This window comes from Paenibacillus bouchesdurhonensis (assembly GCF_900155685.1).
GTDB lineage: Bacteria > Bacillota > Bacilli > Paenibacillales > Paenibacillaceae > Fontibacillus > Fontibacillus bouchesdurhonensis.
The window spans coordinates 2,187,990-2,199,811 of the sequence record NZ_LT732548.1 but is presented as its reverse complement, the minus strand read 5'-3'; the positions used below and the strand labels follow the sequence as shown (position 1 = coordinate 2,199,811).

At 49.1% G+C, this 11,822-nt stretch carries 14 protein-coding genes and 1 other annotated feature; of the genes, 2 read left to right on the top strand and 12 right to left on the bottom strand.

Annotated features, from left to right (window positions below):
* The first annotated feature begins 28 nt into the window (after nt 1–28).
* On the top strand, nt 29–169 hold the full coding sequence (locus CZ379_RS26220; RefSeq protein ID WP_199925608.1) for a hypothetical protein: 141 nt from the start codon (nt 29–31) through the stop codon (nt 167–169).
* Here CZ379_RS26220 and CZ379_RS14070 read toward each other — a convergent pair.
* Together CZ379_RS14070 and lspA are read right to left on the bottom strand one after the other, a co-directional pair.
* Complete coding sequence (locus CZ379_RS14070; protein WP_110932190.1) at nt 156–1,103, bottom strand: RluA family pseudouridine synthase; 948 nt, start codon at nt 1,101–1,103, stop codon at nt 156–158. The two genes, CZ379_RS26220 and CZ379_RS14070, sit on opposite strands and share 14 nt — an antisense overlap.
* Entirely contained in the window at nt 1,100–1,600 is a 501-nt protein-coding gene (gene lspA, locus CZ379_RS14065; protein ID WP_110932189.1) for a signal peptidase II, read from the bottom strand. Before lspA ends, CZ379_RS14070 begins: the two co-directional genes overlap by 4 nt.
* A 206-nt stretch (nt 1,601–1,806) precedes the next feature.
* On the opposite strand from lspA, the gene CZ379_RS14060 reads away from it, so the two are divergent.
* On the top strand, nt 1,807–2,544 hold the full coding sequence (locus CZ379_RS14060; protein ID WP_110932188.1) for a TraR/DksA C4-type zinc finger protein: 738 nt from the start codon (nt 1,807–1,809) through the stop codon (nt 2,542–2,544).
* Between the two features lie 20 nt (nt 2,545–2,564).
* On the opposite strand, the gene CZ379_RS14055 is transcribed toward CZ379_RS14060, so the two are convergent.
* From CZ379_RS14055 to sigG, 10 genes are all read right to left on the bottom strand, one after another.
* Nucleotides 2,565–2,894, bottom strand: coding sequence for a DUF5665 domain-containing protein (locus tag CZ379_RS14055; protein ID WP_110934383.1), 330 nt, complete (start codon nt 2,892–2,894; stop codon nt 2,565–2,567).
* Between the two features lie 241 nt (nt 2,895–3,135).
* Nucleotides 3,136–6,231 carry an isoleucine--tRNA ligase gene (ileS, locus tag CZ379_RS14050; RefSeq protein WP_110932187.1) on the bottom strand — a complete coding sequence of 1,032 codons (3,096 nt, stop codon included), beginning with the start codon at nt 6,229–6,231 and terminating at the stop codon, nt 3,136–3,138.
* Nucleotides 6,232–6,313: 82 nt separating this feature from the next.
* Nucleotides 6,314–6,592: a binding site (T-box leader), on the bottom strand.
* A 64-nt stretch (nt 6,593–6,656) separates the two neighbouring features.
* Entirely contained in the window at nt 6,657–7,175 is a 519-nt protein-coding gene (locus CZ379_RS14045) for a DivIVA domain-containing protein (RefSeq protein ID WP_110932186.1), read from the bottom strand.
* Nucleotides 7,176–7,344: 169 nt separating this feature from the next.
* Nucleotides 7,345–8,127 carry a YlmH family RNA-binding protein gene (locus CZ379_RS14040; RefSeq protein WP_110932185.1) on the bottom strand — a complete coding sequence of 261 codons (783 nt, stop codon included), beginning with the start codon at nt 8,125–8,127 and terminating at the stop codon, nt 7,345–7,347.
* Nucleotides 8,128–8,136: 9 nt separating this feature from the next.
* The gene (locus CZ379_RS14035; RefSeq protein ID WP_110934382.1) at nt 8,137–8,379 is read right to left on the bottom strand and encodes a YggT family protein; all 243 of its coding nucleotides are present in this window, start codon (nt 8,377–8,379) and stop codon (nt 8,137–8,139) included.
* A gap of 37 nt (nt 8,380–8,416) precedes the next feature.
* Nucleotides 8,417–8,869 (bottom strand): cell division protein SepF, encoded by a 453-nt coding sequence (locus CZ379_RS14030; RefSeq protein ID WP_110932184.1) that lies wholly within the window; start codon nt 8,867–8,869, stop codon nt 8,417–8,419.
* Nucleotides 8,869–9,561: a YggS family pyridoxal phosphate-dependent enzyme gene (locus CZ379_RS14025; protein WP_110932183.1), complete on the bottom strand. Its 693-nt coding sequence runs from the start codon at nt 9,559–9,561 to the stop codon at nt 8,869–8,871. The genes CZ379_RS14030 and CZ379_RS14025 overlap by 1 nt, the downstream gene beginning before the upstream one ends.
* 8 nt (nt 9,562–9,569) lie before the next feature.
* Complete coding sequence (gene pgeF / locus CZ379_RS14020) at nt 9,570–10,412, bottom strand: peptidoglycan editing factor PgeF (protein WP_110932182.1); 843 nt, start codon at nt 10,410–10,412, stop codon at nt 9,570–9,572.
* A gap of 104 nt (nt 10,413–10,516) precedes the next feature.
* A complete protein-coding gene (locus CZ379_RS14015; RefSeq protein WP_110932181.1) occupies nt 10,517–10,825 on the bottom strand; it encodes a YlmC/YmxH family sporulation protein in 309 nt (102 codons plus the stop codon).
* A gap of 155 nt (nt 10,826–10,980) precedes the next feature.
* Entirely contained in the window at nt 10,981–11,763 is a 783-nt protein-coding gene (gene sigG, locus CZ379_RS14010; protein ID WP_055107480.1) for an RNA polymerase sporulation sigma factor SigG, read from the bottom strand.
* Between the last annotated feature and the right edge of the window lie 59 nt (nt 11,764–11,822).

Here is an 11,822-nt window from a genome sequence, read left to right as displayed (position 1 = left end):
ATGATCATATAGCCGAGGAGGCGAGGGAATGGATAGAACGGGGAAACGTTTGTACTTTTTGCCGGATAACATTAAACAACGCAAAAAAACACCCTTTGCCTGGATTCGTCTTTTACCGAAATCCAGTCAAAAGGTGTCGTTTGAATTCAATAAACTTAGCGGCTTCTGAGCGAATGAAGCATATCCTCCATATCCGCAGGGATCGGGGCTGTGAACTCCATATATTCGCCTGTCGCTGGATGCACAAAGCCAAGTACTGCCGCATGAAGGGCTTGTCCATCGAATTTAATACCCTTGCTGCGCCCGTACATCGGATCTCCAACTAGCGGGTGACCGATAAACTTCATATGTACGCGAATTTGATGCGTCCTTCCGGTCTCCAGCTTCAGCTCCAGCAGCGTGTAATCCCCAAAGCGCTCTGTGACGTGGAAATGAGTCACCGCATGCTTGCTGTTGCGATCGATAACGGTGTACATTTTGCGGTCATGTGGATCACGCCCAATGGGAGCGTCCACCGTGCCCTGATCATGGCTTAGGTTGCCGTGGACGAGAGCTAAATATTTCCTTGTCACGGAATGTTCTTTCAACTGAGCTGCTAACGAGGCATGGGACTTATCATTCTTCGCCGCCATAATCAGTCCCGACGTATCTTTGTCGATGCGATGAACGATGCCTGGACGGAGTTCTCCGTTAATACCCGACAAATCCTTGCAGTGCGCCATCAGCGCATTCACTAGCGTGCCCGAAGAATGCCCCGGCGCTGGATGAACGACCATACCGCGCGGTTTGTTAACAACGATCACGTCACTGTCCTCATAGTAAATATCAAGCGGGATATCCTCTGGCACAATTTCTACAGACTCGGCCTTTGGAACCGTTAATATGACGTGATCTCCATTTTCGAGCTTATAATTCGTCTTCACCGCAGAACCATTCACCAGCACAGCCCTGTTCTCGATCCAAATTTGAATTTGGGTACGCGAAGTATCATCACCGAGCTGCTGCTTCACATATTTATCAACCCGCGTCTTGGCTGCTGACTCGTCTACGCGCCATTCCATTTGGTTGTTCTCAGCTTGTTCATTAAATGTTAGCTCATTCATGACTTATCCTCTTGATCCGCAGCAATAGCAGCTGACGCCTTTTTCTCCCGCTTCACTTCCATGAACGAATCCAGAACGATCAAACCGAAACCGATGACAATCGAGGAGTCGGCCACATTAAAAATAGGAAACGTGTAGCTCCCAAAATTAAACTGCAGGAAGTCTACGACCTCTCCTGTCAGCAATCGATCCAGAAAATTTCCAAGCGTCCCGCCCAAAACAAGGGAAAGCGCAATCGACAGCAATTTGTTGGAGGATCCCTTCACTTTTAACATATACCAAATAACGCCTATCACGACAATGATTGTAAATATGATAAAAAACCAACGTTGATTCTCTAAAATCCCAAAAGCCGCGCCACGGTTGCGATGCGAAGTAATCAGGAAGAAATCTCCGATAATGGGAATTTGCTCTCCTATTGTCATGCGTGTGGCTATCAAATACTTTGTTCCCTGATCAATAAGGAAAATAATCAACGCTATCAAAAAATAAATCATGCGGCAAGTCACCTCGTTTTTCATTTCCCCCGCTTCATCCGGCGGTAGGATTAACCACATGTGAGCCCTGTATATTGTAGCACAGCAGGAATTAAGTCGTCCATGTAAGATAGTATTTTCCGTAGGTAAATCGTCGGACTTTGGCGCAAAATAGAGCTATGACCAATGCCCATGCGACTACTTTTCGGGCTGAAAGGAGATCTGACATGCCCCACCTTACAAAGCAGCTTCTTGCGGAGCTCGAAGCCGAGCTTCGCTCTGAGCAGCAATCCATCCAGGCCAAACTGTCGGCAAACGAACACTACGGTCTTAACCGAAGCATCCGCGATAATACCAGTGAGCTCAGCGCGGTTGACAACCATCCTGCCGACATCGGGACGGAACTGTTCGAACGCGGCAAGGATTTAGCGCTCACCGACCATGACGAGCTGCGCTTGACTCGTGTGGAAGACGCGCTGGATCGTATAGCCGAGGGAACTTACGGCTACTGCCTGACCTGCGATCAGGCGATCGATATCCAGCGCCTGAAGGCAATCCCCGAAACGGCTTACTGCAAGGAGCATAGTCCACAATCAAAGGTGTCTGCGCATCGACCTGTCGAGGAGCAGGTGTTGTATCCGCCATTCGGCCGCACCAGCCTGGATGAGCGCGCCGACGAGACCGAATTCGACGGAGAAGACGCTTGGCAAATTGTTGAAAGCTACGGCACCTCGAACTCCCCTGCTATGGCCGAAGAGGACGAAATCGATGATTACAATGATATGGAAATCGAAGCAAGTCGTGAGCTGGACGGTTTCGTCGAGCCCTATGAGAGCTTTGTTGCTACAGACATATATGGCCAGGAAGTATTCTTTTATCGCAACGGACAGTACCGCAAGCATATGAGCGCTACCAAATATTTGGACAGTGAGGAGTCCCTCGGAGATGGGCCGAATACGTACTAAGCTTACTCCTGCGAATCAGGCTAATACGTATTGAGTTCTAACTGCCGCTGGACAATTCGGACAATATCGGCAATGTAATCTCCGATAATCGGCAAATTCAATGCACCAAGAGTCTGCAGGACATAGATGATCGTTGCCGCAAAAAAAGTAAAGCCGACGGCGATTCCTACGCCTCTGGCTGTCCCGGCAAGAACATTGCGCCAGATCAGGCTCCATGGACGGCGCTGCAGTTCGGTATATTCTATGATTCGCGACTGCTCGAGCTGATGCGCCCATTTTAAGGTCATTTCGTAAATGACATTCATTTTCTCCTCCGCAGCATGGGGATCGTACACCTTGTTTTGCAGCATCCCCTCGGCACTTATAGGAGTTTCTGTATTTTTTCTTTCTGCTTTGTCCGCTGAATTTGCATGGTCTGCTTTCGGTCTGTGCTGAGTCATCCGGCTATCCCATCCTTTACTGAAGGCAGCACTTAGAAGTATTAACTGAACACAAACGAGCCAGGGCCTCTCTGTATTCAAGAGATCGCCAGAGCTCGTTTGTGCTTGATTCTAAATATTATGACCTTCAGTCGGGGCTGCCATTCAGCGTTTAAGCCTCGATTTGAATTCCGATCGTCTTCGTGCCGAGATCTGCGACCTCAACATCTCCTTCCGGCTTGCCGAACGACACATCCGTGATCAAGACGTTATCACGCAGCACCTGCTCGAAAGCCTCAATGGCCGTTCTCAGCTCATCATCTACATCGAGAGTCAAGTGCACTCTTTTCTCAATTGGCAGATCCAGCTTCTTGCGGGTATCTTGAACCGCGCGCACAACTTCGCGCACCCAGCCCTCCTGCTCCAGCTCCGGTGTAATATCGGTATTCAACGCTACTGTAATGCCATAGCCCGACGCGGAAGCGAAACCAGGCTTCGCCTGTTTGTCGATCAACAGCTCTTCCGCTGTAATTTGCAGCTCTTCCCCCTCTGGAGAGGTTACATTGATCGAACCGCTCTCGACCGCACGGCGAGTTTCCTCAGGCGTCAGTCCCTTCAGGAAGCCCTGCAGGAAGCCTACATTCTTGCCGTATTTCTTACCGGCCACCTTCAAGTTCAGCTTTAGCGTAAAGTCAACGAATCCGCTGTCGCTCGTCTCCAGCTCAATTCTCTTGACGTTAATCTCATCCTTGATGATTCCTTCGTACTCGGCTACCGCAAATTCACGATCCATGGAAACGATCAAGCTCGTCAGCGGCTGGCGCGTCTTGATTCCAGTCTCATTTCGCACATTGCGAGCCAGCTCGACGATTTGACGCGCGCTCTCCATGTCCTTTTCCAGCGTCTGGTCGATCAGCGCTTCATCCGCCTTCGGATAATCCGCCAGATGTACGCTGTCCCCGCCGCCAAGGTTCGTATAAATATCCTCGGACAATAGCGGCGTATACGGCGCCATCAGTTTGGAGAGTGTCAGTAAAACATCGATCAGAGTCTGATAAGCTGATACCTTATCTTCCCCAAGGCCGCTGCCCCAGAAGCGATCGCGCGAACGGCGGATGTACCAGTTGCTCAGTTCATCGATAAAGCCTTCGATTGCTTTGGCCGGATTCAAGAAGTCATTGACCGCGAGCCCCTTATTAACAACCTGGATCAGACTGTTCAAGCGGGACAGAATCCAGCGATCCAGCTTGCTCTTGGATGGCCGGAACTCATGCTCCTCTGGATTGAATCCGTCGATTCCAGCATATAATGTCAGGAAGGAGTGCGTGTTCACCAACGTATCGACCACTTTGGATTTCGCTTCAGCGACAATGCCTTTGGAGAACCGCTTGCTGCTCCATGGCGCGCTGTCTGACAGCAAGGCCCAGCGGAAAGCATCCGCTCCGAATTCGTTAATGATATCCCAGGGATCGATAACGTTCCCTTTCGATTTAGACATTTTCTGCCCGTTTTCGTCCAGAATATGCCCCGTTGAAATGACGGCCTTATATGGAGCCTTGCCATTAAATAGCGTTGATACGGCAAGCAAGCTGTAGAACCAGCCACGCGTTTGGTCAATTCCCTCGCAGATCATATCGGCCGGGTACTGCTCCTCGAAGACTTTTGTATCGCCGAACGGGTAATGGTATTGCGCAAATGGCATCGATCCGCTATCGAACCAGACATCGATCACTTCGGACGTGCGCTCCATAATTCCGCCTTCGCAGTGCGGGCAGTGCAGCTTTACCTCATCCACATAAGGCTTATGCAGCTCAAGATCTTCGGATATATGGCCTACAGCATGCTCGCGCAAATCCTTGTGGCTGGAAGGTGCATATTCACCTTTACAGGAGTTACACACCCAGACGTTAAGCGGGGTTCCCCAATAACGATTGCGGCTAATATTCCAATCCACCAGATCCTCGAGGAATTTGCCGAAACGGCCTTCGCGAATATGCCCCGGGTACCACTGTACTCCGTTATTATTAGCGATCAATTGATCCTTCACTGCGGTTGTCTGAATGAACCAGCTCTCCATCGCATAGTAAAGCAGCGGTGATTTACAGCGCCAGCAGAATGGATAGCTGTGCTCGTACTTTTCTTTGGAGTACAGCAGACCGTGTTCAGACAGCCATTTCACGATATCCAGATCGCAGTCTTTCACGAAGCGGCCGGCGAAATCCGTTACTTCATCCGTATAGTGCCCCTGTGTGTTGACAACGCTGACGAATTGGACTCCATTCTCACGGCAAACTCTGTAGTCGTCTTCACCATGAGCCGGAGCCATATGAACAATCCCTGTACCGCTGGCATCCGTAACAAAGTCTGCCCCTAGAATAACGAGTCCGTTCTCCGGAGACACGTAGCTGAATGGCGGGGTGTAGGATTTGCCTACAAGCTCAGCACCCTTCAAAGTAGACAGTACCTCAAATTCGCCTTTCAGGACATCATCGGCCAAATTTTTAGCAACGATATATACATCGTTCTCCTGCTTGGCACGAACATATTCCAACTCCGGATTTACGGCAAGAGCCACGTGGGCAGGCAGTGTCCATGGAGTCGTCGTCCAGGCAAGCACAAATTCGCCGCTGTCCTTCAACTTAAATTTCGAGGTAGCACTTAAATCCTTCACGTCTTCATACCCTTGAGCAACCTCATGAGAGCTGAGCGTCGTTTGGCAGCATGGGCAGTACGGACTGACGCGATGACCGCGATAGAGCAGTCCTTTTTGGTGAATCGTCGATAAAATATTCCATACACTTTCGATATACGTATTCTGCAATGTGATGTATGGGTTATCCAGATCCGTCCAATAAGCGATCCCTTCCGTTAATTCTCGCCATTGCTTCTCATATTCGAATACGCTGTCTTTGCACTTCTTCACGAACTTCTCTACGCCATACTTCTCGATCTCCTGTTTACCGGAAATGCCAAGCTGCTTCTCGACACCGAGCTCGACAGGCAAACCATGCGTATCCCAGCCTGCTTTACGAACTACCCGATAACCGTTCATTGTCTGGTAACGACCGATGAAGTCCTTGATTACCCGGCCGAGAACGTGACCGATATGCGGAGCGCCGTTAGCGGTAGGCGGACCTTCATAGAACACATAGTTCGGACGCCCCTCACGATTTTCCATGCTGCGCTTGAATGTATTCTCCTGCTTCCATTTATGGAGGATGCGCTGATCACGGGCCCGTGCTTGTTCTTTGACATCTACTTTTTTCATTCTAAAGCGACTTCCTTTCAATCCTTAATATTTACAGCAAACCTTAGCAACCTTTAATTGGGTACAAAAAAAGCCCCGCCCCAAAAGGGACGAGACTCTGCGCTCGCGTTACCACCCTTGTTCCATGCCGTTCAAGTCCTAACCTGAACCTCAAACGACATGACACTTTGATCCCATACGCTTCATATGGGGCCGGTGTAACGGCCGGCAGCCGGATAAAGCTTACGCTTTCCTTACCGGAAATCTCAGCTTATCTTCTCCGGGACGATATTCCGTCTGTGTCCTGAACATTGACTCGCAGCAAATCGTCAACTCTCTGAGAACAAAATCACAGCGTACTGATTCCCATCATCAAATAAGTATGCACGTATAATATGTCTATAGTTATAACTTATTATTACCCGCTCTGTCAACAAGGCAGACGCTTAGTATATTTCTTTGATTTCACGTTCGCGTTCGCGCTCGCGATCCTCAAGCCGTTCACGATCCTCAAGCGACTCCCAGCCATCGTGGCTGAGCAGATCAAGCTGAGCCTCGACAAGCGTCCGGAATCTGGCACGATAAATCGAGGCCTGCTTCTTCAGCTCCTCGACTTCCATAGCGATCTTTCGCGATTTTGCCAGCGACTCATTGACGATGCGATCCGCGTTCTTCTCGGCTTCCTTGACGATGAGCTGAGCTTCTTTCTTCGCATTGTTCTTCACTTCATCCGCCGCTTCTTGCGCTACGATGATAGTTTTGCTAAGCGTTTCTTCAATATTTGCAAAATGATCCAGTCTCTCTTGCACGGCCAGTAGCTGGCTTTGAAGTTCCTTATTCTCCCGGATCACGATCTCGTAATCTTTAATTACCTGATCGAGAAATTCATTGACTTCATCTTCATCGTAACCGCGAATACGTCTGGAAAACTCTTTATTATGTATATCCAGCGGCGTTAATGGCATGTTGTGCACCTCCTAGAAATTTCGAAACTTCCCCTTAGAATGATTGTTCATTCTGACTACTTCGAAAGTACGTCGATAGGCATCTTTCTTCGCACACTTAAAGGGAAGCATATACAGCACAAGTGTTGTTGTTAAATTCGACAGGAATCTCTGAACTCCTGCAAACTGATCATACAAATTTCCCGATTCGGACACGATGTCTGCCCTTTTTCGTCATGCCGTCCGTCTCCAACACCTTGAATCTGCCGAATCCTTGGAGTGCTACAATATCGCCAGATTTTAACGGCTTGGATGGATCCTCTTCCGTTTTCCAATTTACCCGGCAGCGTCCCGCCCTAATCGGCACCACAATTTTGCTCCTGCTTAGGCGGAATACATCGCTCGCGATCCCGTCCAAACGTAAAGAAGCCACCGTGATATCCAGCGGCTCAAGCGTAGCGTCTGCCGTTCTTAGCACTTCAAGTTCAAGCACCTCGGTCATAACGTTAACTCGGTGAACCTGACGAAGATTCATATCCAGGAATACAGATATTTCCTCCGTGATGATGACATGGCATCCATCTTCGCGGACATGAATATCGCCAACCTTGTCCCGCTTAAGACCGAGTCCAAGGATGGCTCCCAAGTAATCCCCGTGCTGAAGCGAGCCCAACTTCTGATCTTCGGAGGAAATGCTAAGCACTCTCATCCCCATAGGCTCTGCTTCGATATCCCGATAATCCGGAGCGATCAGTGCCCGCCGCCGCTCCGCTTCCGGAAAACCACCATCCAAACGGATGTGGACATCGGCATGGCGATTCGCCAAGCTCTCCACGATGTGGCATTGCCGCGGATCCAGGAAGTCGCTTAATTTTGCTTCATGATAGTCCCCTGCATTGACAACCCACTCCCAGGCGCGATCGACGAACGGGCGCTCCTCTGGGAGAAAATGTTCGTATATGTTAGCACGCATAAGGTCACATTACCCCAACACGTAGCTCAATACGCTGATCAAGCCGAAAACAGCCATCCGCAGCGCAAAAATAGCGACGATCGGAGATATATCGATCATCCCCATAATCGGCGGGATAAATCGTCTAAACGGAGCCAAAAAGGGCTCGACCAATTTGCCCAGCAGCTCTCCAATAAAGCTCTCACGGGCATTCGGAACCCATGACATCAAGATATAGATCAAAACCATGTAAAAATATATATCATGAAGCATCCATATTATTCTATAAATATCAATTCCCAAGCTGCCTTCACCTCATTCTGTTGTTATATTCCTGATCTTCCGTCAGTATTTCGGTAATCGAGCCTTGTATTTCTACCGTATCCGGCGTACAGAGAAATATATTGCCACCGATTTTTGAAATACTGCCGCTTAGCGCATAGATCGTCCCGCTAAGAAAATCGATAATGCGCATAGCCTGATCATTGCGGACTCTTTGCAAGTTGACAACAACCGACCTGTGTGAGCGCAAATGATCCGCAATTTCCTGCGCCTCGTCATAGGAACGCGGTTCATACAAGATAACCTTCACGTTCTTCTGAGAGTGGATACTGACTACGTTGTTGATTTTTTGATTTCTGCGAGCTTCAAAGCTAGGCGCCTCAAATTCAACTTCCTCTTGTTCCTGCAGCTTCTCGCGCTCCACGATTTCTTCTTCTTCCTGAAGGCCCAGAAAATTCATAAACCGATTCATTACTCCCATTACGTCTCCTCCCCTTTCCCTACTAAAAGAGTACCCAGGCGCACCCAAGTCGCACCTTCCTCAATCGCTACTTCAAAATCTCCCGACATTCCCATCGACAGTTCGGTTAGCGGTTCCTTCGTAATTTTCTGGGCATTCAGTTGATCTCTTAATTCACGAAGCCCCCGAAATACCGGGCGCGTCAGCTCTGGATCATCCTCGATCGGAGCCATAGTCATCAGTCCGATGATCTTAATGTGAGAATAAGAGCCAAGTTCCTGCAACAATTGAGCTGCCTCCTCCGGACGAACTCCATGCTTGGATGATTCTCCAGATACGTTGACTTGGAGGAATGCAGATACAGTAATTCCTTGCGCCGCTGCCCGCTTCTCCAGCTCCTTGGCCAGGGACAGACGATCCAGGGAATGAATATATTGAAATTTGCCAATGACGTCCTTGACTTTATTGCTCTGCAGATGACCGATGAAGTGCCATACTCCTCGCCCTCCGAGCGCCTCCCATTTCGGTACCGCACTCTGGGGGCGATTCTCGCCGATATGAACGATGCCTTCATCCAGAAGCATGCCTGTCGTCTCCAAACTCACATATTTTGTCACCGCGACGACATTAACTTCGTCCCTCTTGCGTCCGCTTCGTTCACAAGCCGCTTGAACAAGGCGCTCCACCTGCTGTATCCGTTCTTTGAGTGACAAAGAAGGGATCACCTCTCTTTCATGCCAATCCAGCTAGCCATTCTTCCTGTTGTCCCATTGTGCTTGCGATAAGAAAAGAACTTATCAGGATGACAGCTTGTACACCATGTTGTACATTCGATATGAGTCGGCAATATTCCTGCTTTTATCATAATGATTCGATTCAATTCTTTCAAGTTCAGCATGCATCTGCCCGGATTGACGGAGGGCTTTGCAAAGGCGGCGATGTCCTCGCCTTCTGCAAGTCCTGCTCTTACCTTCGACATTACCGCTTCATCCACCTCATAGCAGCAATCGCCGATCGATGGCCCGATCGCAGCCACAACGTCCTTTCTGCGGCTCCCAAACTCCCGCTCCAGCGTCTTGATTACTTTCACGGCAATCTGACCCACTGTCCCCTTCCAGCCCGCGTGAGCCAATCCTACGGCCTTATGAACCGGATCAAAAAAATAGAGCGGAACGCAATCGGCGTAAAATGAAGTCAGCAATATCCCCGGAACGTTGGTGACAAGGCCATCCGTATTCTGAAATGCTCCCTCGCGATTAAGGTAGCCCCTGCCCTTATCCGCCTTCGTCACGACGGCTACCTGCGTTCCATGAACCTGCTCGCCGCAAGTCCATGCGCTTGGTTCAAAACCTAGCGACTTCGCCAAAATCCGACGGTTCTCCAACACGTCCGCCGGATCATCGCCGACATGATAGGCCAGATTCAATGCCTCATAGGGAGAGCTGCCCACTCCTCCGCTTCGTCCGCTAAAGCCAGCGCTAAGCCTTGCATTGCTCCAGCTCTCCAGAATGAATGTCTCCGGTTCCCCGATCGTTTCTATAGCTTTCCAATTAAACGGCTCCATCATCCACCTCTTTAGTATTTCATCTCCTGAAAAGCCTATAAACTTCAGTTTACCATAAGGCGGGCAGCTTTACGAAAGGACGGAGTTCAGAGCCTAGTTGTCATCTAGCCTCGGCGCTCCGCTCTGCCATCTCGATCAATATAAACAGTTGTTTCAAATTGCTGCACCCCGTTTTGGGCCAAACCATCCATCTTCACCAGCACGACATCCGAGCCGATTTTCACGATATTTTTCCAAGGTATGATCAAATCGCTCCCCCCTCCAAACAATCCCATGAACTTGCTATTGACCGGAACAACAATCGCTTCTATGACCCCCTGCCGTAAATCAAGCTCAAGATCGCTAATATGTCCAAGCCGTTTGCCGTCAACGACATTAATAACATCCTTGGTCTGAAAGTCGGATATTTTCATGCTAGCCTCCCGCCCATCGTTTAATTTTACACTTTCTCTGCTTCCGCTGCGGCCATATGTATGATGTATATGATGATCGTCCGCAAAACATTTAAAAGAACGCAAAATAATACCGATCTAAGCAACAAAAAAAGGTTCCCAAAGGAACCTCCAGTTTAAGACTTAACGTGCTTTTGCATTTGTAAAATAGCAGATTTCTCAAGTCTTGATACTTGAGCCTGAGATATGCCGATTTCATCCGCGACCTCCATTTGTGTCTTGCCTTCGAAGAATCGCATCGACAAAATCATCTTTTCACGGCGGTTTAAGCGCTGCATCGCTTCACGCAAGGCGATTTCCTCAATCCAGGACACATCCTTATTCTTATCATCGCTGATTTGATCCATGACGTAGATCGGATCTCCCCCATCATGATAAATCGGCTCGAATAAAGATACCGGATCCTGGATCGCGTCCAGGGCGAAAACCACATCCTCCTTCGGCAAACCAAGCGCTTCTGAAATTTCAAAGATCGTCGGTTCCCGGGAATTTTGATTGGTTAAACTGTCGCGCATCTGCAGTGCCTTATAGGCAATATCGCGCAGACTGCGGGATACCCGGATCGGGTTATTGTCCCTTAAATACCGCCTGATTTCGCCGATGATCATCGGTACGGCATAGGTGGAGAATTTTACATTTTGCGATAAATCGAAATTATCGATGGCTTTCATGAGTCCGATGCAGCCGACCTGAAATAAATCATCTACAAACTCCCCCCGATTGTTGAATCGCTGGATGACACTCAGCACTAGCCTAAGGTTGCCATTCACTAACTTTTCCCTGGCTGATCTTACATTGTCCTGCTGTAGAGAGCGGAACAACTCGCGCATTTCCACATTGGTTAGAACGGGCAATTTTGCAGTGTCTACACCGCAAATCTCGACTTTGTTTCGGGTCATCGTGTCTTTACCTCCCAAGGAGAAACTTAATGATCATTATCTCCTAGGGCTGTATTTTT

What these genes read in the sequence shown, in the direction of transcription:
- CZ379_RS26220 (WP_199925608.1), top strand. Translation starts at nt 29, where the DNA reads ATGGATAGAACGGGGAAACGTTTGTACTTTTTGCCGGATAACATTAAA.
- CZ379_RS14070 (WP_110932190.1), bottom strand. Translation starts at nt 1,103, where the DNA reads ATGAATGAGCTAACATTTAATGAACAAGCTGAGAACAACCAAATGGAA.
- lspA (WP_110932189.1), bottom strand. Translation starts at nt 1,600, where the DNA reads ATGATTTATTTTTTGATAGCGTTGATTATTTTCCTTATTGATCAGGGA.
- CZ379_RS14060 (WP_110932188.1), top strand. Translation starts at nt 1,807, where the DNA reads ATGCCCCACCTTACAAAGCAGCTTCTTGCGGAGCTCGAAGCCGAGCTT.
- CZ379_RS14055 (WP_110934383.1), bottom strand. Translation starts at nt 2,894, where the DNA reads ATGCTGCAAAACAAGGTGTACGATCCCCATGCTGCGGAGGAGAAAATG.
- ileS (WP_110932187.1), bottom strand. Translation starts at nt 6,231, where the DNA reads ATGAAAAAAGTAGATGTCAAAGAACAAGCACGGGCCCGTGATCAGCGC.
- CZ379_RS14045 (WP_110932186.1), bottom strand. Translation starts at nt 7,175, where the DNA reads ATGCCATTAACGCCGCTGGATATACATAATAAAGAGTTTTCCAGACGT.
- CZ379_RS14040 (WP_110932185.1), bottom strand. Translation starts at nt 8,127, where the DNA reads ATGCGTGCTAACATATACGAACATTTTCTCCCAGAGGAGCGCCCGTTC.
- CZ379_RS14035 (WP_110934382.1), bottom strand. Translation starts at nt 8,379, where the DNA reads ATGCTTCATGATATATATTTTTACATGGTTTTGATCTATATCTTGATG.
- CZ379_RS14030 (WP_110932184.1), bottom strand. Translation starts at nt 8,869, where the DNA reads ATGGGAGTAATGAATCGGTTTATGAATTTTCTGGGCCTTCAGGAAGAA.
- pgeF (WP_110932182.1), bottom strand. Translation starts at nt 10,412, where the DNA reads ATGGAGCCGTTTAATTGGAAAGCTATAGAAACGATCGGGGAACCGGAG.
- CZ379_RS14015 (WP_110932181.1), bottom strand. Translation starts at nt 10,825, where the DNA reads ATGAAAATATCCGACTTTCAGACCAAGGATGTTATTAATGTCGTTGAC.
- sigG (WP_055107480.1), bottom strand. Translation starts at nt 11,763, where the DNA reads ATGACCCGAAACAAAGTCGAGATTTGCGGTGTAGACACTGCAAAATTG.